This is a genomic window from Rhodoplanes sp., assembly GCF_013377085.1.
Classification (GTDB): Bacteria; Pseudomonadota; Alphaproteobacteria; order Rhizobiales; family Xanthobacteraceae; genus Rhodoplanes.
Window position 1 is genome coordinate 258,646 of record NZ_JACAAX010000002.1, and the last position, 20,601, is coordinate 279,246.

A 20,601-nucleotide genomic window follows, 5' to 3' on the forward strand; every position below is an offset into this window, starting at 1 on the left:
CGCCAGTGAAGGACGGTGTGACCGGCCACTCCCGAGGCCCTCGTCCGCCCCGCTACGCCGGACTTTCAGGGGCCGATTCGATCGCCGCTGCGGGTCGCACCGCGACCCGCAGGTCGAGCCGCAGCGCCACCACGCCGGGCCGCACCGGGGCGCGGCCGCGGGCGGGCCGAAACCCCGCCTTGTCGTAAAGCTCGCGGGCGACCGGCAACCCCTCGCCGACCTCGAGCACCATCGCGCGGTACCCGGCCACGCCGGCGACATGGATCAGCCCGCCGAGCAATTCCTCGGCGATCCGCAAGCCGCGAAACTCCGGCCGCACGAACAGGCGCGTGACCTCGCACACCCCCGCGCGCCGTCGCCGATAGGCCGCCACCCCGACCGGGTCCGGCCCCGCATGGGCGATCAACACGCAGCCGTGCGGCGGCGCGTAGCGGCCCGGCAGGCTCGCCGCCTCGCGGGCGACCGCCGCCGGACTGAGCCCGGCCCCGGCCCAGGCGACGTAGTCCCGGAACAGGCCTTCGACCAGCGCCCGGTCCTCGGGCCAGCGCGCCTCGTCGACGGCCAGCCGTTGCGGGACCTCGCGCATCGCCGCGACGGCCTCAGGTGTTCATCGAATCGAAGAACTCGCCGTTGTTCTTGGTGTTGCGGAACTTGTCGAGGAGGAAGTCGATCGCGTCCATGGTGCCCATCGGATTGAGGATGCGGCGCAGGACGTAGATCTTCTTGAGCTGCTGGGTGTCGGTGAGCAGCTCCTCCTTGCGGGTGCCGGAGCGGGTGATGTCGATGGCCGGGAAGGTGCGCTTGTCGGCGACCTTGCGGTCGAGAATGATTTCCGAGTTGCCCGTGCCCTTGAACTCTTCGAAGATCACCTCGTCCATGCGGCTGCCGGTCTCGATCAGCGCGGTGGCGATGATGGTCAGCGAGCCGCCCTCCTCGATGTTTCGCGCGGCGCCGAAGAAGCGCTTGGGGCGCTGCAGGGCGTTCGCATCGACGCCGCCGGTCAACACCTTGCCGGAGGACGGCACCACGGTGTTGTAGGCGCGGCCGAGGCGGGTGATCGAGTCGAGCAGAATCACCACGTCGCGCTGATGCTCGACCAGGCGCTTGGCCTTCTCGATCACCATCTCGGCGACCTGCACGTGACGCGAGGCCGGCTCGTCGAAGGTCGAGGAGATCACCTCGCCCTTCACCGAGCGCTGCATGTCGGTGACTTCCTCGGGCCGCTCGTCGATCAGCAGCACAATCAGATAGCACTCGGGATGGTTCGCCGTGATCGAGTGGGCGATGTTCTGCAGAAGCACCGTCTTGCCGGTGCGCGGCGGCGACACGATCAGGGCGCGCTGGCCCTTGCCGATCGGCGCGACGATGTCGATGACGCGGGCCGAGAGATCCTTCCGGGTCGGATCCTCGATCTCCATCTTCAGCCGCACGTCCGGATAGAGCGGCGTGAGGTTGTCGAAGTTGATCTTGTGGCGCGCCTTCTCCGGGTCCTCGAAATTGATCGTGTTGACCTTGAGGAGCGCGAAGTACCGCTCGCCCTCCTTGGGGCTGCGGATCTGGCCTTCGATGGTGTCGCCGGTGCGCAGGCCGAACCGCCTGATCTGCGACGGAGAGACGTAGATGTCGTCCGGACCCGGAAGATAATTCGCTTCCGGAGAGCGCAGAAAGCCGAAGCCGTCCTGCAGCACCTCGACGACGCCTTCACCAATGATCTCGACGTCCTTTTGCGCGAGCTGCTTGAGGATGGCGAACATCAGCTCTTGCTTGCGCATGGTCGAGGCGTTCTCGACCTCGTGCTCGTCGGCAAACGCCAGCAATTCGGTTGGAGTCTTGGATTTGAGATCTTGAAGCTTCATTTCCCGCATGCGGGTTATCCTGTGTGTCGACGGAGGACTCCGATCGACGCTGGAAGGGAGATTCGCAGGTCTTTGTGCAAACGGGCTTCAAGCCACTGGGGCCTGATGCTGCGCTTTGGCCCGCTCGGGCCGTGTTCGAATGCATCTGCCTGCGTTCGGGGAGATGGCCGCCAACATAAGTAAAGACCGCGGAGCACGCAAGAGCGAACCCTGGTCAAAGCGCGGGCAACCTGCCGCTCAGAACGGCTTGACGATCACCAGGAACACGGTTCCGATCGTCGACACTATGCCCACGATGTTGAGAACCATATAGAATCCGCGCCGGGCGCGGGCCGTTTCGGAGCCTCCGAAGCGAGCCAGCCGACGTGTCTCGGCCGAGACGCTCCCGTGCACGGCCGACAGCACGACGACGAGCGCCAGCTTGCCGTGAAACCAGCCGCTCGTCCACCAACCGCCCGTCCAGGCGAGCCATCCGCCGAAGCCCCAGGTCAGCACCATGGCGGGATTGACGAGATGGCGGATCACGGCGTGCTCGATCCGCTCCAGCACGTCGGTGCCGGCGCCGGCACCGAGCCGCACATGCAGGGCGAACAGCGGCGGCAGCGCCAGCATGCCGGCGACCCAGGCGCCGACCGTGACCAGATGCACGGCCTTCATCCACAGATAGGCCTCGACCGGAACCACCAGGATCAGGCCGGCCGCGACTGCGGCCGGCACCAGAAGCCCGACGACCGCGCGAAAAACCCGCCGGCCCGGCGAGGCATTTTCGCCCCGATCCGGACCGACCGACGCCATCAGTGGCCGCGTACCCGCGCCAGCATCCGCTCGACATTGGCGATCGGCGCGTCGGGCGTGATGCCGTGGCCCAGATTGAAGATGAAGGGACCGTCGCGGAACGCCTCCAGCACCGCGTCGACGCCGCGATCGAGCGCCTCGCCGCCGGCGAGCAGCAGCAGCGGATCGAGATTGCCCTGGACCGCCACCCGGCTCTGGATCCGCTCGCGCGCGAACTTCAAATCGATCGTCCAGTCGAGCCCGACCGCATCGACCGGCACGCGGTCGACGAACCGTTCGAGCTGGGTTCCGGCCCCGCGCGGGAACGCGATGATCTTTGCGCCCGGCACCTCGGCCCGAACCCCGTCGACGATCCGCTTCGCCGGGTCGATCACCCAGCGGTCGAACTCGGCCGGCGGCAGGATCCCGCCCCAGGTGTCGAACAGTTGGACGGCATCGACGCCGCAGCGGAACTGCTCGACCAGATAGGTGATCGAGGCGTCGACCAGCGCGGCGATCAGCCGTTGGAACGTGGCCGGATCACGATAGGCCAACAGGCGCGCCGGCGCCTGGTCCGGCGTTCCCTCGCCTGCGACCATGTAGGTCGCGACCGTGAAGGGCGCGCCGCAGAAGCCCAGGAACGTCACCTCGGGCGGCAGCCCCGCCCGGATCAGCCGCACCGCCTCGAAGACGGCTGCGAGCTTCTCCTTGTCGAAGGCGCCGGCATACAGCCCGACATTGTCGGCGGTCACCACCGGCTCCAGCCGCGGGCCTTCTCCCGCCGTGAAGCTCACGGTCTGACCGAGCGCATGCGGCACCACCAGGATATCGGAAAACAGGATCGCCGCGTCGAAGCCGAACCGACGGATCGGCTGGAACGTCACCTCGGCGGCGAGCTTCGGGTTGTAGCAGAGGTCCAGGAAGCTCCCGGCCTGCTCGCGGGTGGCCCGGTACTCGGGCAGATACCGTCCGGCCTGGCGCATCATCCAGACCGGGGGGACCGCCTGCCGCTTTCCGGCGAGCACTTCGAGGATCGGACGGGTGGGATTCGGATGAGTTTCGGGTCTGGTCATCTGCTCTATCAAAAGATTAAGTGAATCTTAATTGTTGAGTCTATTGGGGGCGGGAAAAGACTCATGACTCGGTTGTCCACATGGGCAACGGAGTCATCCCCACCATCATCCACCGTTTCGTCCTTCGGGCTCGTCTCCTGGCCGTCCCCGGGATGCGTTGTAATCCCGTGGCTTGGGCGGGGTCGTCGCCTCCCGACCTGATACCATTGCCGCTGTTCACAATGAAGGAGTATAAATCCGCGACGCGTTCTCCCATCCTGTGAATATGTGAATGGGGCGGGACAGGACGCGGTCCACGTCCCCGCGGCGGTGGCGTCCGTGCGGTTTTATCCCCAGCCGTCCACAGCCCGTCCGTGGGGTGCGATGACGAAACCGACAAGCTTTTTCCATCTGCATCTGGTCTCCGACTCGACCGGCGAGACCCTCATCACGGTGGCCCGGGCCGCCACGGCCCAGTACGCCCAGGTGTCGGCCGTCGAGCACGTCTATCCGGCGGTGCGCACCAACAAGCAGCTCGACCATGTGCTGGCCGAGATCGAGCAGGAGCCCGGCGTCATCCTCTACACGCTGCTCGACGAGGCGCTGATCGAGCGGCTGGAGAGCACCTGCCGCGACGTCGGGCTGCCCTGTCTGTCGATTCTCGGGCCGGTGCTGCGGCTGTTCGAGTCGCATCTCGGGGCCGAATCGACCCCGAAGGTCGGCGCCCAGCACGTCCTCAACGCCGAGTACTTCAAGCGGATCGACGCGCTGAACTACTCGATGATGCACGACGACGGGCAGATGGCCGACGACCTGGAGCGGGCCGAGGTGGTGCTGGTCGGCGTCTCCCGCACGTCCAAGACGCCGACCTCGATCTATCTCGCCAACCGCGGCGTCAAGACCGCCAACGTTCCCCTGGTGCCCGGCGTGCCGCTGCCGCCCGGGCTCGAGACCCTGCAAAAACCCCTGGTGGTCGGCCTTTACGCCACACCGGACCGCATCGTCGCGATCCGGCAGAATCGCCTGCTCGGCCTCAAGGCCCACCAGGAGGACGCCCAGTACATCGACCGCGAGGCGGTGAGCGAGGAGGTCACCTATTCGCGGCGCCTGTGCGGCCGCAACGGCTGGCCGAGCATCGACGTATCCCGGCGGTCCATCGAGGAGACCGCGGCGGCCGTGATGGCGCTGCTCGCCGAGCGCCGGCGCCAGCCGGGGAACGAATGATGGGACGCGGCTGATGCTGTGGCTCGCCCCGCAGCCCCTGGTGGTCGCCTCGAAGAGCGCCGCCCGCCGCGCGATGCTGGCGGCGTGCGGCCTCCCGATCGAGGCGACCGAGGCCGATCTCGACGAGCGCGCCGTGGAGAGCCGCAGTGGGCCGGTGCCGCCCGACCAGGCCGCCCTGGTGCTGGCGCGCGAGAAGGCCCGGGTGGTGGCGGTGCGCTGTCCCGGCCGCTACGTGGTCGGCGCCGACCAGACGCTGGCACTCGGCGAGATCCGCTTCAACAAGCCCGAAGACCGCGCCGGCGCGCGCGAGCAGCTCCGCGCGCTGAGCGGCCGCACCCATGCGCTTCATTCGGCCGTTGCGGTCGCCAAGGACGGGCGGGTGATCTTCGGCCATATCGAGACGGCGCGCCTCACCATGCGCCGGCTCACCGATCGCTTCATTGACGTGTATCTCGATACCGCCGGCGACGCGGTCACCACCACGGTCGGCGCCTATCAGCTCGAGCGGCTGGGCGTGCATCTGTTCGAGCGTATCGAGGGCGACCACTTCACCATCCTGGGATTGCCGCTGTTTTCGCTCCTCGCCTTCTTTCGGCGCGAGGGCTGCCTGGCCGGCTGAGCCGGGCGGGCCGGAATGGCAGGGTTCGGAACGCACATGCTGGTCATCGGTCTCACCGGGTCGCTGGGGATGGGCAAGTCGGCGACCGCCCGCATATTCGCCGAGGCGGGCGTGCCGGTGCACGACGCCGACGCAACCGTGCATCGCCTCTACGACAGCGAGGCGGTGGCGCCCGTCGAGGCCGCCTTTCCGGGCGTCGCGGTCGACGGGCGGATCGACCGCGCCCGGCTCGGGCCGCTGGTCGTCGACGACAAGGAGGCGATGAAAAAGCTCGAAGCGATCGTCCATCCGCTGGTGCGCCGCGACGAGGAGCGGTTCCTGGCCCGCGCGGCGGCAGCCGGGGCGAAATTCGCCGTGCTCGACATCCCGCTCCTGTTCGAGACCGGCGCCGACCAGCGTGTGGACTTCGTCGTCGTCGTCTCGGCGCCGTCCGAGGTGCAGCGCGTCCGCGTGCTGCGGCGGCCCGGCATGACCGAGGACAAGTTTCGCGCGATTCTCGCCAAGCAGATGCCCGACGCCGAGAAGCGCAAGCGGGCCGATTTTATCGTGGACAGCTCGGGCGGCTTCGATTTCGCCCGCACCCAGGTCCGTGCCATTCTGCGCGAGGCCGCGAGTCGCCCGCCGCGGCGGGCGGTCGCCCCCGACGACAGCCGCTCTTCAGGACAATGACCACCCGCGAGATCGTGTTCGACACCGAGACCACCGGCCTCGACCCGTACAAGGGCGACCGGTTGGTGGAGATCGGCTGTATCGAGCTCCTCAACCGCATCCCGTCGGGCCAGACGTTCCACCGCTGGGTCAATCCGCAGCGCGACATGCCGGCCGAGGCCTTCGCGGTGCACGGACTGTCGGCCGAGTTTCTGGCCGACAAGCCGCTGTTCGCCGACATCGTCGACGACCTCGTCGCGTTCCTGGGCGACGCCCCGCTGATCGCCCACAATGCGAGCTTCGATCTCGGCTTCCTCAATGCCGAGCTGGAGCGCCTGGCCCAGCCGGCGATCCCGCGCTCGCGCTTGGTCGACACGCTGCTTCTGGCGCGCCGGAAGTATCCGGGGGCCCAGAACCGGCTCGACGATCTCTGCGCCCGCTTCCGCGTCGACACGTCCCGCCGCGTCAAGCACGGCGCGCTGCTCGATGCCGAGCTCTTGGCCGAGGTCTATCTGGAGCTGATCGAGGCCCGTCAGGCGAGCCTCGGCCTGGTCAGCGCCAATGCCGGCCCGGTGGTGGTCGACCCCTCGGCCCCCCTGGTCCGCGCCCGGCCGGTGCCGCTCGCCCCCCGGATCACCGCCGCCGAGCAGAACGCCCATCGCGACTTCGTCGCGACGCTCGGCGACCAGGCGATCTGGCGCGACTACCCGCCGCCGCCCGAGCCTGCCCCGGACACTCCCGCGGCCGGGTGACGGGCTCCTGGCAGACGGAGGGCAGGTCCACATTCTCCGCTCATTCCCGCGTAAGCGGGAATCCAGATGTCTTGCCGTGGCGCTCCTGGGGCCCCGCTTGCGCGGGGACGAGCGGAGCAGGTCGTTCGAGGTCCGAAACGCAAATGGCCGGGCGAGCCCGGCCATTGTGTCTCGCGACGCGAGAAATTCGCTGCGGTCAGGCCTGCTCGGCCGGCTGCTGCGACTGCAGGCTCGCCATCTTCTGCTGGAACAGCGCGACGAAATCGATCGGGTCGAGCAGCAGAGGCGGGAAGCCGCCGTGGATCACCGCATTGGCGACGATCTCGCGGGCGAACGGGAACAGCAGGCGCGGGCACTCGATCATCAGGAGCGGCGGCAGGTTGTCGGTCGGGATGTTCTGCAACCGGAAGACGCCGGCATAGAGCAGGTCGAAGCCGAACAGCGTGTTGCCGGTGATCTCCGCCTTGCCCTCGAGCTTGAGCTCGACCTCGTAGTCGGTGTTCGACAGCGAGGTGGTGTTGACGTTGATCTGGACGCTGATCTGCGGCTGCTGCGGCGCCTGCATCAGGCTGCGCGGCGCGTTCGGGTTCTCGAACGAGAAGTCCTTCACGTATTGCGCGAGCACATTGAGCGACGGCCCGGTGGGCTGCGCCTGGGCGGCCGCCGCGTCGCCCCCGTTGCTGGTCGTGGCCATGAACTCTCCTTGCCGCGAGACGATGCCGCGAAGCTGAACGAAATCAATCGCCGCCGGCGGGTGCCGGGGCGTCGCGGCTGTGGCTAACACAGGCCGCCGGGACCGACAAGCGGCCTTCCCGGAGGCCGAGGGTCCGGCTCAGCGGGCCGGGTCGCGCCGCTTTCGGCGGCGCGGCGGCGGGTCCGGCACGTCCTCCCACTCGCCCGGCGCGAGGTCGACCACCGGGCCTCCGCCCGGGTGGCGGCGGCGCGTGAAGGCGGCGTCGGGGGCACCGGGCGGGCCGGCCGTCCCCAGCAGCGCGTCGAGCCGCGCCCGCACCGACGGCAGCAGCAGCAGCGCCGCCGCGATGTCGGTGAGGAACCCGGGCAGCGCCAGCAGCACGGCGGCCAGCGCCGGAACGGCCGGAACGGTGCGCTCGCTCCCCTGCGCGGCAAATCGCCCCGACAGGAGGTCGCGGACATCCTGCAGCCACTGTGGTCCGCTCCGATGCAGGATCAGCACGCCGGCGCCGGAGCCGGCAATCAGCAGCACGGCGGCGCCGCCGAGCCCGATCGCGGCCGCCACCACCAGGAAAGCGAGAAGCTCGGCGAGCGGGAGGACCAGCAGGGAGGGCAGCAGCCACTTGCCGATTTTCATTGATCTCGCATCCGGAAGCGGTCACAAATACCCGCGTATCCCCGTGGGTCCAAGACATTACGGCAGCGCGCGGACGCCGGCCCCGGACCGACCATCTCCGGCAACGGGACGCCTTGTGACACCGCCCCCTGGAACGGCGACGCGAGCGTACCTAGATCATGGCAACCAGGGCGGCGGAACCTGCTTGATCCACCCCGTGTCAGCCCAGGGCCGCCTTTCCGATCCCAATCGACGTCTGCGAGAGCGTGCGAGACGTGTTTGACATCTATACCATCATATTTCTCGCGCTCGCGGTGTTCATTTTCCTGCGGTTGCGCAGCGTCCTCGGGCAGCGGACCGGCCACGAGAAGCCGCCCTTCGACCCGTTCACGCCGCGCGACGGCGTGCGCGGCAGCGCCAATTCCAACGACAAGGTCGTGACCCTGCCGCCGCGCGGCGACGCTGCGCAGCGCGGGGACGCAGCGCCGCGTCCGATCGACGGCGCCGAGACGCCCCCGGTGGCGGCCCCCGCTCCCTCGCTCGACAAGCTGAAGGGCATCGCCAAGCCGGATTCGCCGATCGCGGCCAGCCTGCAGGCGATCGCCACCGCCGACAAGGGTTTCGACCCGCAGCATTTCCTCACCGGCGCCCGCGCCGCCTACGAGATGATCGTCACGGCCTTCGCCGAGGGCGACCGACGCTCGTTGAAAAACCTGCTCTCCAAGGAGGTGTTCGACGGCTTCGATGCGGCGATCACCGACCGCGAGAGCCGCGGCGAGACGGCCGAGACGCGCTTCGTCTCGATCGACACCGCCGAGATCTCCGGCGCGGAGCTGCGCGGTCGCATCGCCCAGGTCACGCTGCGCTTCGTCTCCCAGCTCATCTCGGTCACGCGCGACCGCGCCGGTGCCGTGGTCGACGGCAGCGACGAGAAGGTGACCGAGGTCACCGACGTGTGGACCTTCGCCCGCGACGTCTCGTCCCGCGATCCCAACTGGAAGCTGGTCGCGACCGAAGCCGGGCACTGACGGCCCGGCCGGCGAGCGATGCCCACCGCATTGCCGCGCCGGCTCACCCTCGCGGCTTTCGCCGGCCTTTTGGGCGTCTGCGCCGCCGGGCTTGCTCCGGCCGAGGCGCGCCGGCCGCAAGACCCGCCGCTGCCGCCCCCCCGCCCGGCCCTCACCTCCCAAGCCCCCCTGCAGATCGAGGACGCCCAGCTCGAGCCGGTCGGCTGGGCCGACATGCCGGGCTGGGCCGAGGACGACCACGCCGCCGCGCTCGCCGCCTTCCGCGCCAGTTGCCGGCCGATCGTCGCCGCCGACCAGGAGGCCGATCCGCGTCCGCTGCGCCGGGCCCTGATCGTGCCCTGCCGCCGCGCCCTGGCGTTGCGCAACGCCACCGGCGACACGGCGCGGCGCTTCTTCGAGCAGAGCTTTCGCCCGCTGCGGATCAGCAAGCTCGGCGAGAGCGCCGGCTTCGTAACCGGCTATTACGAGCCGGTGGTCGAGGGCTCGCGCTTTCCGACCCAGGTCTTCAAGGTGCCGCTCTATCGCCGGCCGGCCGACCTGGTGGCGCCGGGCGCAAAACCGGGACAGCCGTTTCCCAATCGCGGGCCGGCGCTGCGGATCACGGCGGACGGCTCGCGCGTGCCCTATTACGACCGCGGCGAGATCGAGGACGGCGCGCTCGGCGGCCGCCATCTCGAGCTCGCCTGGCTGAAGGATCCGGCCGAGCTGCTGACCATCCAGATCCAGGGCTCGGCGCGGGTGCGGCTCGAGGACGGCACCCTGCTGCGGGTCAATTACGACGGCCACAACGGCTTCCCCTACACGGCGGTCGGCCGCATCCTGATCGACCGCGGTCACATCCCGCGCGAGGAGATGTCGATGGCCCGCATCCGCGACTGGATGCGCGCCAATCCGCAGGAGGCCAACGAGGTCCGCCGGCAGAACCGGTCCTTCGTGTTCTTCCGCATCACCGGCCTGAACGACGAGAAAGAGCCGTTCGGGGCGCAGGGCCTACCGCTCACGGCCGGGCGCTCGATCGCGGTCGACCGGGTGCTGCATGTCTACGGGACGCCGTTCTACATCTCGGCCGACCTGCCGATCGCCGGCGTACGGACCACCGATCCGTTCCGCCGCACCATGATCGCCCAGGACACCGGCTCGGCGATCGTCGGGCCGGCGCGCGCCGACCTCTATTTCGGCGCCGGCGACGAGGCCGGCCGGATCGCCGGCCGCATCCGCCAGGCCGGGCGCTTCGTCATGCTGGTGCCGCGCGAGATCGATCCGGTGGCGGTCGGCGAGAAAATGCCGCTGCCGCTGGTGCGGCCGCCGCCGCTGCCGGAGAAGCCGGCCGTCAAGCGTCGAGGGTCGCGCGACGAGCCGCGCGGGCGCCGCTGGCGCTCGTCGCGGTGAGGGGCGTAGAGCTTGATCCCGAAAAGTGGGAACCGGTTTTCGGAGAGGATCATGCTCGAAGCTGAAGGCCGGACCGGGATGACGATTCGAAGAAACGTCATCCCGGTCTAGACGACGCCATGGTTCGCAAGCTCAGCGATGACGAGCACCGGCTGTGGGCCGGCGTGGTGCGCTCGGTGCGGCCGCTGCATCCGGCGCGCGCCAGCGTGACGCCGCTGCCGGCCGACACCGGGACGCCGGCCACGGTCGAGTCGCGCCCGGCGACGCGTCCGGCGACTCCTTCACGCAGCGTTCGTCCGAGCGATACATCGGCGCCGGCGCTCGCCCCGCTCGGCCGCCGCGACACCCGCCGCCTGGTGCGCGGCCACACCGACATCGACGCGCGTCTCGATCTGCACGGCATGACCCAGAGCGAGGCGCATGCGGCGCTGCGCGGCTTCGTGTCGCGGGCCCAGATGCAGGGTGCTCGCTACGTGCTGGTGATCACCGGCAAGGGCGGCGACGGTGACGGGCTCGGCCGCGGCGTGCTGCGCCGGCAGGTGCCGCTGTGGCTGCAGCTTCCGGAATTCCGCACCTGCGTGGCCGGCTTCGACGCCGCCGTCGGGCACGGCGGCGCCGGCGCCCTCTATGTGCGGATCAGGCGGCCGCGCTGAGGCGGCGTTGGTCTCTGTCGCCGTGGTCGTGATCGTCGTGATGCGCGTCGCAGCGGTTCACCTCGATGGTGACGTGCGACAGCCAGGCGAGGCCGGCGAGCCGCGCCTTGTAGTGCGCCGGCGGCTGCGGGTCGTCGCTGACGACCGCGGCGATCAGCGCGGCATGGCCGGGACCGACCCGCCACACATGCAGGTCGCTGACCCGGTCGGTGCCGACCTCCAGTTTTTCGCGGACTGCCTCGACCAGATGCGCATCCGGCACGCGGTCGACCAGCACGGCGCCCGACGAGCGCAGCAGGCCGACCGACCACTGGGTGATCAGCACGGCGCCGACCAAGCCCATCAGAGGATCCATGAACGACCAGCCGAGAGTGCGGGCGGCGAGCAGCGCCACCACGGCCAGCACCGAGGTCAGCGCATCCGCCAGCACATGGAAATAGGCGGCGCGCAGATTGTTGTCGTGTCCGTGCTTTTGCTGTTCGCCGTGGTGATGGTCGTGCCCGTGGTGATGGTCGTGATGATGATCGGCATGGTGCTCATGGTCGTGATGATGGTCGTGATCATCATGATCGTGATCATCATGATCGTGCACCGTGAGGCCGTGGCCGTGATGGTGGTGATCGTGATCGAACAGCAGCCACGCGCTGACCATATTGACGACGAGGCCGACTGCAGCGATGCCGATCGCCTGGCCGAAGGCGATGTCGACCGGCGATACCAGCCGCTGCACCGATTCCCAGGCGACCAGCAGCGCCACCATCGCCATCACGACGGCGCTGGCGAAGGCCGCGAGCTCGCCGACCTTTCCGGTGCCGAACGAGAAGGCGGGGTCTTGTGCGTGCCGGCGCGCGAGCCGGTAGGCCATGGCCGCGATGGCGAGCGCGCCCGCATGGGTCGCCATGTGCCAGCCGTCGGCCACCACGGCCATCGAGCCGTAGAGAGCGCCGCCGACGATCTCGACCAGCATCATCGTGGTGGTGAGCGCCACCACGGCCCAGGTGCGACGCTCGTTGGCGTCGTGCCGGTCGCCGAGGAAGACGTGGGCGTGCTGCCAGGGCTTCAGCGTTCGCGTGTGCATCGGGGGTCGATCCGGGTTTTGGTCGATCGACCCAATGTGCGGGCTGTGCGACGGGAGCGCAAGGCGGCCCCTGTCATTCCGGGGCGCGGGCCGAAGGCCCGCGAGCCCGGAATCCATACTCACGGATTTGATTGGTTTCGGAAGACAGGGGTTATGGATTCCGGGCTCGCCGCTGCGCGGCGCCCCGGAATGACTGCCCTGGCCGGGAGCCCCTCAGTGCTCCAACCCGGTCGGGACCGCGACGTTCTCGGGCTCGAGTTTCATGCCCGACAGGAGCGCCATGGTCTCCATCAGCGCGGCAAAGTCCTTCTGCAGATACGCGTCGGGATCCTTTTGCAGCATCGCGGCGCCGAAATGCGTCTGCAGCATTTCTCGCGCGGCCGCCGTCACCGGCATCGGTACGTCGTTGTCGCGGCCGAGCTCCAGCCCGAGGTCGAGATCCTTGCGCATCAGCTCCGGCGTGAACGTGGTGGTCCAGTCGAGGTTCACCAGCGCCGGCGACTTGTAGGTCGTGAAGGTCGAGCCCATCACGCTGTTGTTGAGGAAGGCCAGGAAGGCGTGGCGCGGCACGCCGAGCTTGTTCACCAGCAGCGTGATCTCGATCAGGTTCTCGATGACGACGCCGAGCATCACGTTGTGGGCGATCTTGCAGACGCGGGCGAGCTCGCCGTCGCCCACGTAAGAGACGCCGTGCGGCGCGATCACCTTGATCACGTCCTCGACCTTGCGGAACGCCGCCTCCGGGCCCGATGCCACCGCCGACAGCTTGCCGGCCTTGATCACCTTGGCGTTGCCGCTCACCGGACAGGCGACGAAATCGCTGCCGTGCTGCTTCAGTTTTGCGCGGATCTCGACCGAGGCGTCGACCGAGATGGTCGAGCAGTCGACCAGCACGGCCGGCACTTTTTTGCCGGTGGCGGCACCATTCGGGCCGAAATAGACCTCCTTGAGATCCTTGCCGGTCGAGACAATGGAAAACAGCACGTCGACGCCGGCGAGATCGGAGGGCTTGTCGACCACCTTGCCGCCGAGCTTGGCCAGCGGCTCGGCCTTGGACCGCGTCCGGTTCCAGATCGACACGTCGTGGCCGGACTTCACCAGCCGCTCGGCCATCGCGTAGCCCATGCGGCCCATGCCGATCCAGCCCACCTTCAGCGCGTTCTTGGCCATTCTTGTGCTCTCCTCGATGTGACAGCGAGTGCTTTGGCGACGCGGATTTTGGGGAAACGAGGCGCTTGCGGTATCACAGCCGTCCCGAGGCGGCAACGTCACGACCCATCGTCAAAGATCATCATGGCCGAGATCATCATCGCCGACACCACGCGCCAATACGACGGCACCCATCTGGAAACGCAGCCGCTCGGCGGCACCGAGTCGTCGGTGATCCGTCTCGCCCGCGAGCTGGCGAGGCGCAATCACGCCGTCACGGTCTACACCAATTGCGAGCGGCCGGTGGTCGACCATGGCGTCGCCTGGCGGCCGATCAAAGGCGCGCGGCCGGAGAGCTGTGACCTCTATGTCGCCTGCCAGCATCCGCGGCTGCTGCGCTTCGTCCAAAAGCCGAAGCGACGTGCCATCTGGGTGCTGTGGCAGCCGAACCATCTCAAGCACTACAAGCAGATCGGCCGGGTGTGGTGGTACCGGCCCGTGCCGGTGCTGCAGAGCCTGCACCAGGTCCACATCTGGTCGCCGGTCCTGCCGCGGCGCGATCCGCAGATCCTGATCCCGCTCGGCCTGCCCGACGACGTGCGCGGCCACGCGCCGCTCGACGCACCGCCGCCGCGCCGCGCCATCTTCGCCTCCAACCCGCAGCGCAATCTGCGTCAGCTCGTCGAGATCTGGGCCGAGCGCGTGCTGCCGCGCGTGCCCGACGCAGTGCTCGACGTCTACGGCGTCCACCAGATGGGCCCCGATGAGGATGCCTGGGCCGCCTGGGCCGGCACCCTGCTGCCGGCGAACCAGCCGGACCATGTCCGCGCCTCGGTGCGGATTCATCCGACCACGACCCGCGAGGGCTTGATCGAGGCGATGCGGGGCTCGCGCGTGCTCGTCTATCTCGGCCACAAGGTCGAGGCGTTCTGCCTCGCCGTCGCCGAGGCGCAGGCGCTCGGCGTGCCGTCCGTGGTGGCGCCGGTCGCCGCCGTGCCGGAGCGGGTGCTCGACCGCATCACCGGCTTCCACGAGGCCGACCCCGCGCTGTTCGCCGAGCGCACCGTGGCGCTGCTCACCGACGATGCGCTGTGGCGGCGCCAGCACGAGGCGGCGCTGCGCCACCAGCAGGGCATCTCGTGGTCCGAATACGCCGGCCGCTTCGAGGCGGCGCTGCTCGCCGACCGCTTTCCGATTTATCGCTCGGTGCTCGAGGTCCCGCCGCCGCCGGCGGCCGAGTGAGGGTCCGGCCGACAGACCGAGTCATTCCGGGGCGCGGCCGCAGGCCGCGCTACCGGAATCCATACGCCCGGTGCTGATTGTCATCGAGACACAGGGGTTATGGGTTCCGGGCTCGGCGCTGTCGCGCCGCCCCGGAACGACGGAGCTGAATCGCCCTTACAGCTTCGGCAGGCCGGTGAGGCCGGCGGGCGAGAAGGCGAGGTCGAGGAGCCTCCACTCCTTGTATTTCGCCGCCGGCAGCACGCCGACCGGCTGGCACTGACGCAACGCCTGCATGGCGGTCTGCATCAGCGCCGCCCCCTTGGGCGAGGCGCTCGCCGCCATCAGGGTCGGCTCGCCGGCGAGCGCACCGTTCGGCCGCAGCGCGACGCGCAGCACCACGGTGAGGCGGGCCCCGTCGGAGAGCCCGGCGGGCGGCTGCCAGCAGGCGTGCAGATGCGCCTTGAAGGCGGCGATCTCGGCATCGGTGAGCTTGGCCTTTTGGTCGGTCGACGCGTAGCCCACCGGCACGTTCATCAGTGGCGAGTCCATCCAGCTCGACCACGGCTCGGAGTCGGGCGGCTGGGCGTCGGCGGTCTTGATCTCGGCCGGCGCAGCCTGCTGCGTCGGCTGCGGATCGGCGGGCGGTGCTTCCGCCTGCGCCTGAGCGGCGGGCGGAGGCTGATCCTGTGCCCGGGCCTGGGCTTGCGACGGCTTCTGCGCCGGCTGCGGCGAAGGCTGTGGCGCGGTCTCGGGCGGCGAAGCTTTGGCGGCCGGGGCCGGCGGCTGGGCGTCCGCCGTTTGCGCCGGCGGCTTATCGGCGTCCTTGGCCTTCTCGGCCTCCTTCGGCGTCTCGGGTGTCGGCGCCTCGGCCGCTTTCGTCTCCGGCGTGGGCGTCTCCGGTGCGTCCTCGGGACGCACCAGCTCGATCTCCATCGAGGTCATGGCCGGGCCCGCGGTCGGCGCATGCGCCAGCAGGGCGGCGAGGCCCCACAGCAGCGCATGGACGACGACCGAGATGGCGAGCGCGATGCGCACGATGCGTCTTCAACCCCCCGAGCCGGATGCGTTCGGGCCGAACGCCCCCACATGCGGCATCTTTGGACCAGGCGCGTGTCGCGGACAGGGCGGCGCGGCGTTTTTCTGGTCGGTGTGGCCGAAATGTCAGCCGGCCGGCCGCTGTCCAGGCCCCTATTCCGGCTTATGGCAGACGCAGCAGAGCTTGTTGCCCTCGGGATCGCGGCCATAGGCGCCGTAAAAGTGCGGGTGGTAGTGGGCGCGCAGGCCCGGCGCCCCCTCGTCAGTGCCGCTGTTCGCCAGCAGGGCGGCGTGAAACGCATCGACGGCCGCGCGGCTTTGCGCCTCGAAGGCCACCATGGCGCCGTTGCCCGGGCTCGGCGCCTGGCGGTTCTGCGGCCGCAGAACCCAGAATGGCGGTTCGATCCCCGAAAACCCCGCGGGCGCGTAGCCGATGCCGATTTTAAAGGTCTTCGCCCGGACGATGCCCAGGGTCGCCAGCACGGGGTCGTAGAAGCGTGCGGCGCGCTCGATGTCGGCGCTGCCGACCGTGACGTGACTGAGCAATAGATCCTCCCGCGGCTGCACGGTCCGCCATGATTGAGCCGACCAGCATGCTTATCCTAGGCCGCCCGAAGCCGTATTTCGAGGATCATCAAAAATGTCCGCCTATGTCATTTCCGACGTCACGGCGCGCGATGCCGATGCTCTCGAGACCTACAAGAGCCGCGCGGCGGCCGCGATCGCCCAGTATGGCGGCCGCTATCTGGTGCGCGGCGGCGCCGTCGAGGCGTTGGAGGGCGCCTGGACGCCGCACATGATCGTGGTCGTCGAGTTCCCCGACGCCGCCCGTGCGCGCATCTGGTACGCCTCGCCCGAATACGCCGATGCGCTTGCCGTTCGTGACATCGCGCTCGACCGCAATCTGATTCTCGTCGAGGGGGTCAGCGCGCATCCGTGAGAGGAGCGACCACGTCAGTCGCGGATCGCCATTGGTCAGCGCGTGGCGGCCAGGACGAGCACGGGCGGTCGTCGCGCGTGCAGGTCCGCGTCGGGGAGAACGGCGTCGGCGACCGGCACGGGCTCGCGCAAGGCCCGCAGCGCAAGGCCGGCCTTCAGAAGGTCGGTCACGTAGGTTTCGACGGTGCGGTGATGCTTGATCACGCCGTCGACGAACCAGCGGGTCGACCGCGGGCCTTCGGCCGCATAATCGTCGAGGGGCCAGTACAGCGGCGTGCCGTCCTGGTCGCGCACCCATTTCTGCTCGGCTCGCGCCGTGCAGATCGGGTGCTCGACCGAGAACACGAAGGCGCCGCCCGGATCGAGCAGGCGCGTGATGCGGACGACGGCCGCGGCGTAGTCGGCGACGTAGTGCAGGGTGAGCGACGACACCACGAGGTCGAAGCGGCCGTCGAGATCGAGCCGTTCGATGCTGCCCTGCCGATACGTGATAGAAGGATCGTCGGTGAGGGCGCGGGCCCGCGCCAGCATCTTTTCCGAGACGTCGAGGCCGAGGACGGCCCGGGCGCCTGCCGCGCGGGCCTTGCGGGCGAAGTCGCCGAATCCGCATCCGAGATCCAGCACCCGCAGACCGCCGAGGGGCGGCAGCAGCGACCACAGGGCCGGCTGCTCCAGAGCGTCGTTGAGGCCGGTGCCGTTGCGGCGCAGGCGCTCGTAGCTCTCGAAGAAGACCGGATCGTCGTAGATGTTCTGCGGGTTCGGCACAGCCGTGTGTCTGCTCGAAGGATGGATCGGGAAGCCGGTGCCCCCGGTGTCGCCCCTTAAACGGTCGCGGCCTTCATCTGCTTGTCGCGGCGGCGCTGGACCGAGGAGGGGATGCGCATCGCCTCGCGGTATTTGGCGACGGTGCGGCGCGCGATGTCGATGCCGGCCTCGCGCAGCTTGTCGACGATGGTGTCGTCGGACAGCACGTCGCTCGGCGTCTCGGCGTCGATGAGCTGCTTGATGCGGTGGCGCACGGCCTCGGCCGAATGCGCCTCGCCGCCGTCCGAGGCGGCGATCGACGAGGTGAAGAAGTATTTCAGCTCGAAGGTGCCGCGCGGCGTCGCCATGTACTTGTTGGCGGTGACACGCGACACCGTCGACTCGTGCATGCTGATGGCGTCGGCGACGGTCTTCAGATTGAGCGGCCGCAGGTGCTCGACCCCGTGGGTCAGGAAGGCGTCCTGCTGGCGCACGATCTCGCTCGCCACCTTGAGAATGGTCTTGGCGCGCTGGTCGAGGGCGCGCACCAGCCAGGCGGCGCTCTGCAGGCAGTCCGAGAGATAGGACCTGTCCGTGTCCTTCTTGGTGCGGCCGGCGACGCGCGCATAGTAGGTCTGGTTGACCAGCACCTTGGGCAGCGTGTCGGAGTTCAGCTCGACGATCCAGGTGCCGTCCGGCGCTTGCCGCACGAACACGTCGGGCACCACCGGCTGCACCGTGGTGGTGCCGAAGCGCAGGCCCGGCTTCGGATCGAGCCGGCGGATCTCGCCGATCATGTCGGCGATGTCCTCGTCCGACACGCCGCATTTGCGCTTCAGCCCGGCGATGTCGCGCTTGGCCAGGAGGTCGAGATGGGCGACCAGCGCCTGCATGGCGGGATCGAAGCGATCCTTTTCGCGGAGCTGGATGGCCAGGCACTCGGCGAGATTGCGGGCGCACACGCCGGACGGATTGAAGGCCTGCAGCTTTGCCAGCACGGCCTCGACCTTGTCGGGCGGACAGCCGAGCTTGTCGGAGACCTCGGCCGGATCGCCGACCAGGTAGCCGGACTCGTTGACCATATCGAGCAGGTACTGGCCGATCAGCCGCTCGGCCGGATCCGTCACGGCGAGCACGAGCTGCTCGGCGAGGTGGTCGGCGAGCGTCGGCTCGGCCGCCACGAAGGCTTCGAGATTGTAGTCGGCGTCGTCGCGCCCGCCGGACCCGACCGCGGACCATTCCGAGTAGCCGCCCGGCCGCTCCTCGGCGAGCCGTGAGGCGCCGGGGCCGGACTCGTCGGGAAAGACGTTCTCGAGATCGGTGCCGAGCCGGTTCTCGATGGAGGACCGGCTGGTGTCCATGCCGTCGGCGATCCACTCCTCGCCGGCGTCGCGCGGGGCCGCGACCGGCTCCGGCTCGGGCGGTGCCTCGCCGGCGGCGGCTTCGGGTCCGCCCGCCTCCTCGCCGCCGTCGCGCTCCAGCAGCGGATTGCGCTCGAGCTCGCCTTCGACATAGGCGCCGAGGTCGAGATGCGAGAGCTGCAGCAGCTTGATGGCCTGCAGAAGCTGGGGAGTCATCACCAGCGACTGGGTCTGTCGGAGCTGCAGCCGTTGCGAAAGCGCCATGGAACCCCCGAACTTGGTCCGGTTCTTGCTTATATTTTTTGAGTTCGGCTGTATATCCGAATCTTTGCGAGGTTTTGGAATCCTTTGGTCTAACCTGCGTCCGGCGCAGAGCAGTCCGGTGAGAGCCGGACGCGGCGCGCGGAGCGTGCCTGCGATCACGTTTTCGTGATCAATCGCCGAGCAATCGACTGTCATGGCCGGCCTTGTTGTACCGGCCATCTACGTTCTCACGGTGGTGCGGCAAGCAAGGCGTGGATGGAAGGCGTGGATGGCCGTGACGAGGGCGGACAAAGCGCACCCCGTGCAGCGAGCGCCCGGGCCTGCCCGTCCCGCCTACATCCTGAAGCTTTCGCCCAGATACAGCCGGCGTACGTCGGGATTGTTGATGATGTCGTCGGTGCGGCCTTCGGTCAGCACCTCGCCCGAGTAGATGATGTAGGCGCGGTCGGTGAGGCCGAGCGTCTCGCGGACATTGTGGTCGGTGATCAGCACGCCGATGCCGCGCTGGGTGAGGTGGCGCACCAGCGCCTGGATGTCGCCGACCGCGATCGGGTCGATGCCGGCGAAGGGCTCGTCGAGCAGCATGTAGCTCGGCCGGCTGGCCAGCGCGCGGGCGATCTCGACGCGGCGGCGCTCGCCGCCCGACAGCGCGATCGACGGCGACTTGCGCAGCCGCCCGATGTTGAACTCGTCCAGAAGCGCGTCGAGATCCTGCTCGCGGCGCTTCTTGTTGGGCTCGACGATCTCCAGCACGGCCCGGATGTTGTCCTCGACATTGAGGCCGCGAAAGATCGACGGCTCCTGCGCCAGATAGCCGATGCCGAGGCGGGCACGTTGGTACATGGGCAGCGCCGTGACGTCGTAGCCGTCGAGCTCGATGCGGCCGCGGTCGGCCTTGATCAGCCCGGTGATCATGTAGAACACCGTGGTCTTGCCGGCGCCGTTCGGCCCCAAGAGGCCGACCGCCTCGCCGCGGCGGACATAGAGGCTGACGCCCTTGACGACCTTGCGGCCCACGAAGGTCTTCTCGACCCCGTGGATGGCGAGATAGCCGTGTGCGGCGGCGCGCCGGGCCTCGGCGTCGGTCTGTCGCGGCGCGGCCTTGGCGGCGGACTTGGCCGCCAGACGGGCTTCGAGGTTCATCGGCGCCGACCCCGAGGGCATCGGCTCGTCGGCCCAGCCGGCGCTCGCGATGTCGCGCCGGCGCGGCTTCGGCGCGCGGGGTTTGAACCTGGCGAAAAAACCGGCCACGCGTGCCTCGACGCCTCCCAGCCAGCCGGCGGATCGAACACCGGGGCGCGATGCCGGGCCGGCTCCGGGCCGGACCATAGCGCCTTGCGATCGCGGCGCAAACGCGGCCGCTGGCCACGGTCGCTGCCCCAGGGCGATGGTTTCGAACGCAACACCAGATTCCGCTTTCGCCGCCTGCTCAGTAGACGCCGCTCGGCCCGGCCGGCCGCGGCTTCGGCGCCTCGCGGCCACCGCCGGCCGCCGGCGCCGGCG

At 69.2% G+C, this 20,601-nt stretch carries 22 protein-coding genes; 9 read left to right on the top strand and 13 right to left on the bottom strand.

The features are described from left to right. Window positions 1-52: 52 nt before the first annotated feature. The 4 genes from HXX10_RS03080 to hemE form a co-directional block, all read right to left on the bottom strand. On the bottom strand, window positions 53-586 hold the full coding sequence (locus HXX10_RS03080) for a GNAT family N-acetyltransferase (protein WP_296520024.1): 534 nt from the start codon (window positions 584-586) through the stop codon (window positions 53-55). Between the two features lie 13 nt (window positions 587-599). Continuing rightward, complete coding sequence (gene rho, locus HXX10_RS03085; protein ID WP_296520026.1) at window positions 600-1,865, bottom strand: transcription termination factor Rho; 1,266 nt, start codon at window positions 1,863-1,865, stop codon at window positions 600-602. Between the two features lie 228 nt (window positions 1,866-2,093). After that, window positions 2,094-2,651: a CopD family protein gene (locus HXX10_RS03090; RefSeq protein ID WP_296520028.1), complete on the bottom strand. Its 558-nt coding sequence runs from the start codon at window positions 2,649-2,651 to the stop codon at window positions 2,094-2,096. Continuing rightward, complete coding sequence (gene hemE / locus HXX10_RS03095) at window positions 2,651-3,703, bottom strand: uroporphyrinogen decarboxylase (RefSeq protein WP_296520029.1); 1,053 nt, start codon at window positions 3,701-3,703, stop codon at window positions 2,651-2,653. The genes HXX10_RS03090 and hemE overlap by 1 nt, the downstream gene beginning before the upstream one ends. Window positions 3,704-4,066: 363 nt before the next feature. Between hemE and HXX10_RS03100 the strand changes: the two genes are divergently transcribed. Genes HXX10_RS03100 through dnaQ form a run of 4 tightly spaced genes read left to right on the top strand, consistent with a single transcriptional unit; the run spans window position 4,067 to window position 6,925 of the window. Further along, window positions 4,067-4,906 carry a pyruvate, water dikinase regulatory protein gene (locus tag HXX10_RS03100; protein ID WP_296520031.1) on the top strand — a complete coding sequence of 280 codons (840 nt, stop codon included), beginning with the start codon at window positions 4,067-4,069 and terminating at the stop codon, window positions 4,904-4,906. Window positions 4,907-4,916: 10 nt separating this feature from the next. Continuing rightward, the gene (locus HXX10_RS03105; RefSeq protein WP_296520066.1) at window positions 4,917-5,525 is read left to right on the top strand and encodes a Maf family protein; all 609 of its coding nucleotides are present in this window, start codon (window positions 4,917-4,919) and stop codon (window positions 5,523-5,525) included. A gap of 36 nt (window positions 5,526-5,561) precedes the next feature. Then, window positions 5,562-6,194 carry a dephospho-CoA kinase gene (gene coaE, locus HXX10_RS03110; protein WP_296520032.1) on the top strand — a complete coding sequence of 211 codons (633 nt, stop codon included), beginning with the start codon at window positions 5,562-5,564 and terminating at the stop codon, window positions 6,192-6,194. Beyond that, the gene (gene dnaQ, locus HXX10_RS03115; protein ID WP_296520035.1) at window positions 6,191-6,925 is read left to right on the top strand and encodes a DNA polymerase III subunit epsilon; all 735 of its coding nucleotides are present in this window, start codon (window positions 6,191-6,193) and stop codon (window positions 6,923-6,925) included. Before coaE ends, dnaQ begins: the two co-directional genes overlap by 4 nt. 196 nt (window positions 6,926-7,121) lie before the next feature. Here dnaQ and secB read toward each other — a convergent pair whose 3' ends face one another. Both secB and HXX10_RS03125 read right to left on the bottom strand, forming a co-directional pair. After that, entirely contained in the window at window positions 7,122-7,619 is a 498-nt protein-coding gene (gene secB, locus HXX10_RS03120; RefSeq protein WP_296520037.1) for a protein-export chaperone SecB, read from the bottom strand. 138 nt (window positions 7,620-7,757) lie between these two features. Beyond that, window positions 7,758-8,255, bottom strand: coding sequence for an FxsA family protein (locus HXX10_RS03125; protein ID WP_296520038.1), 498 nt, complete (start codon window positions 8,253-8,255; stop codon window positions 7,758-7,760). Window positions 8,256-8,509: 254 nt separating this feature from the next. Here HXX10_RS03125 and HXX10_RS03130 point away from each other — a divergent pair, with 254 nt between their 5' ends. From HXX10_RS03130 to HXX10_RS03140, 3 genes are all read left to right on the top strand, one after another. Continuing rightward, complete coding sequence (locus HXX10_RS03130) at window positions 8,510-9,262, top strand: Tim44/TimA family putative adaptor protein (protein WP_296520039.1); 753 nt, start codon at window positions 8,510-8,512, stop codon at window positions 9,260-9,262. An 18-nt stretch (window positions 9,263-9,280) separates the two neighbouring features. After that, a complete protein-coding gene (locus HXX10_RS03135) occupies window positions 9,281-10,651 on the top strand; it encodes an MltA domain-containing protein (protein WP_296520040.1) in 1,371 nt (456 codons plus the stop codon). Window positions 10,652-10,770: 119 nt separating this feature from the next. Next, window positions 10,771-11,304, top strand: coding sequence for a Smr/MutS family protein (locus tag HXX10_RS03140; RefSeq protein ID WP_296520042.1), 534 nt, complete (start codon window positions 10,771-10,773; stop codon window positions 11,302-11,304). On the opposite strand, the gene dmeF is transcribed toward HXX10_RS03140, so the two are convergent. Together dmeF and HXX10_RS03150 are read right to left on the bottom strand one after the other, a co-directional pair. Further along, window positions 11,288-12,382, bottom strand: coding sequence for a CDF family Co(II)/Ni(II) efflux transporter DmeF (gene dmeF / locus HXX10_RS03145; RefSeq protein WP_296520044.1), 1,095 nt, complete (start codon window positions 12,380-12,382; stop codon window positions 11,288-11,290). The two genes, HXX10_RS03140 and dmeF, sit on opposite strands and share 17 nt — an antisense overlap. Before the next feature lie 213 nt (window positions 12,383-12,595). After that, entirely contained in the window at window positions 12,596-13,552 is a 957-nt protein-coding gene (locus HXX10_RS03150) for an NAD(P)-dependent oxidoreductase (protein WP_296520045.1), read from the bottom strand. Window positions 13,553-13,675: 123 nt separating this feature from the next. Here HXX10_RS03150 and HXX10_RS03155 point away from each other — a divergent pair, with 123 nt between their 5' ends. Continuing rightward, on the top strand, window positions 13,676-14,773 hold the full coding sequence (locus tag HXX10_RS03155; RefSeq protein ID WP_296520046.1) for a glycosyltransferase family 4 protein: 1,098 nt from the start codon (window positions 13,676-13,678) through the stop codon (window positions 14,771-14,773). A 156-nt stretch (window positions 14,774-14,929) separates the two neighbouring features. On the opposite strand, the gene HXX10_RS03160 is transcribed toward HXX10_RS03155, so the two are convergent. Together HXX10_RS03160 and HXX10_RS03165 are read right to left on the bottom strand one after the other, a co-directional pair. Next, the gene (locus tag HXX10_RS03160; protein ID WP_296520047.1) at window positions 14,930-15,790 is read right to left on the bottom strand and encodes a hypothetical protein; all 861 of its coding nucleotides are present in this window, start codon (window positions 15,788-15,790) and stop codon (window positions 14,930-14,932) included. A gap of 153 nt (window positions 15,791-15,943) precedes the next feature. Further along, on the bottom strand, window positions 15,944-16,336 hold the full coding sequence (locus HXX10_RS03165) for a VOC family protein (protein ID WP_296520048.1): 393 nt from the start codon (window positions 16,334-16,336) through the stop codon (window positions 15,944-15,946). A 94-nt stretch (window positions 16,337-16,430) separates the two neighbouring features. Between HXX10_RS03165 and HXX10_RS03170 the strand changes: the two genes are divergently transcribed. Further along, window positions 16,431-16,730: a DUF1330 domain-containing protein gene (locus HXX10_RS03170; protein ID WP_296520049.1), complete on the top strand. Its 300-nt coding sequence runs from the start codon at window positions 16,431-16,433 to the stop codon at window positions 16,728-16,730. A 35-nt stretch (window positions 16,731-16,765) separates the two neighbouring features. On the opposite strand, the gene HXX10_RS03175 is transcribed toward HXX10_RS03170, so the two are convergent. From HXX10_RS03175 to lptB, 3 genes are all read right to left on the bottom strand, one after another. Continuing rightward, on the bottom strand, window positions 16,766-17,494 hold the full coding sequence (locus HXX10_RS03175; protein WP_296520051.1) for a bifunctional 2-polyprenyl-6-hydroxyphenol methylase/3-demethylubiquinol 3-O-methyltransferase UbiG: 729 nt from the start codon (window positions 17,492-17,494) through the stop codon (window positions 16,766-16,768). Between the two features lie 56 nt (window positions 17,495-17,550). Further along, on the bottom strand, window positions 17,551-19,098 hold the full coding sequence (rpoN, locus tag HXX10_RS03180; protein WP_296520052.1) for an RNA polymerase factor sigma-54: 1,548 nt from the start codon (window positions 19,096-19,098) through the stop codon (window positions 17,551-17,553). 333 nt (window positions 19,099-19,431) lie between these two features. After that, window positions 19,432-20,241, bottom strand: a complete 810-nt coding sequence (lptB, locus tag HXX10_RS03185; protein WP_296520053.1) for an LPS export ABC transporter ATP-binding protein — start codon at window positions 20,239-20,241, stop codon at window positions 19,432-19,434. Window positions 20,242-20,601 lie beyond the last annotated feature (360 nt).

What these genes read in the sequence shown, in the direction of transcription:
- HXX10_RS03080 (WP_296520024.1), bottom strand. Translation starts at nt 586, where the DNA reads ATGCGCGAGGTCCCGCAACGGCTGGCCGTCGACGAGGCGCGCTGGCCC.
- rho (WP_296520026.1), bottom strand. Translation starts at nt 1,865, where the DNA reads ATGCGGGAAATGAAGCTTCAAGATCTCAAATCCAAGACTCCAACCGAA.
- HXX10_RS03090 (WP_296520028.1), bottom strand. Translation starts at nt 2,651, where the DNA reads ATGGCGTCGGTCGGTCCGGATCGGGGCGAAAATGCCTCGCCGGGCCGG.
- hemE (WP_296520029.1), bottom strand. Translation starts at nt 3,703, where the DNA reads ATGACCAGACCCGAAACTCATCCGAATCCCACCCGTCCGATCCTCGAA.
- HXX10_RS03100 (WP_296520031.1), top strand. Translation starts at nt 4,067, where the DNA reads ATGACGAAACCGACAAGCTTTTTCCATCTGCATCTGGTCTCCGACTCG.
- coaE (WP_296520032.1), top strand. Translation starts at nt 5,562, where the DNA reads ATGCTGGTCATCGGTCTCACCGGGTCGCTGGGGATGGGCAAGTCGGCG.
- dnaQ (WP_296520035.1), top strand. Translation starts at nt 6,191, where the DNA reads ATGACCACCCGCGAGATCGTGTTCGACACCGAGACCACCGGCCTCGAC.
- secB (WP_296520037.1), bottom strand. Translation starts at nt 7,619, where the DNA reads ATGGCCACGACCAGCAACGGGGGCGACGCGGCGGCCGCCCAGGCGCAG.
- HXX10_RS03125 (WP_296520038.1), bottom strand. Translation starts at nt 8,255, where the DNA reads ATGAAAATCGGCAAGTGGCTGCTGCCCTCCCTGCTGGTCCTCCCGCTC.
- HXX10_RS03135 (WP_296520040.1), top strand. Translation starts at nt 9,281, where the DNA reads ATGCCCACCGCATTGCCGCGCCGGCTCACCCTCGCGGCTTTCGCCGGC.
- HXX10_RS03140 (WP_296520042.1), top strand. Translation starts at nt 10,771, where the DNA reads ATGGTTCGCAAGCTCAGCGATGACGAGCACCGGCTGTGGGCCGGCGTG.
- dmeF (WP_296520044.1), bottom strand. Translation starts at nt 12,382, where the DNA reads ATGCACACGCGAACGCTGAAGCCCTGGCAGCACGCCCACGTCTTCCTC.
- HXX10_RS03150 (WP_296520045.1), bottom strand. Translation starts at nt 13,552, where the DNA reads ATGGCCAAGAACGCGCTGAAGGTGGGCTGGATCGGCATGGGCCGCATG.
- HXX10_RS03155 (WP_296520046.1), top strand. Translation starts at nt 13,676, where the DNA reads ATGGCCGAGATCATCATCGCCGACACCACGCGCCAATACGACGGCACC.
- HXX10_RS03170 (WP_296520049.1), top strand. Translation starts at nt 16,431, where the DNA reads ATGTCCGCCTATGTCATTTCCGACGTCACGGCGCGCGATGCCGATGCT.
- rpoN (WP_296520052.1), bottom strand. Translation starts at nt 19,098, where the DNA reads ATGGCGCTTTCGCAACGGCTGCAGCTCCGACAGACCCAGTCGCTGGTG.
- lptB (WP_296520053.1), bottom strand. Translation starts at nt 20,241, where the DNA reads ATGAACCTCGAAGCCCGTCTGGCGGCCAAGTCCGCCGCCAAGGCCGCG.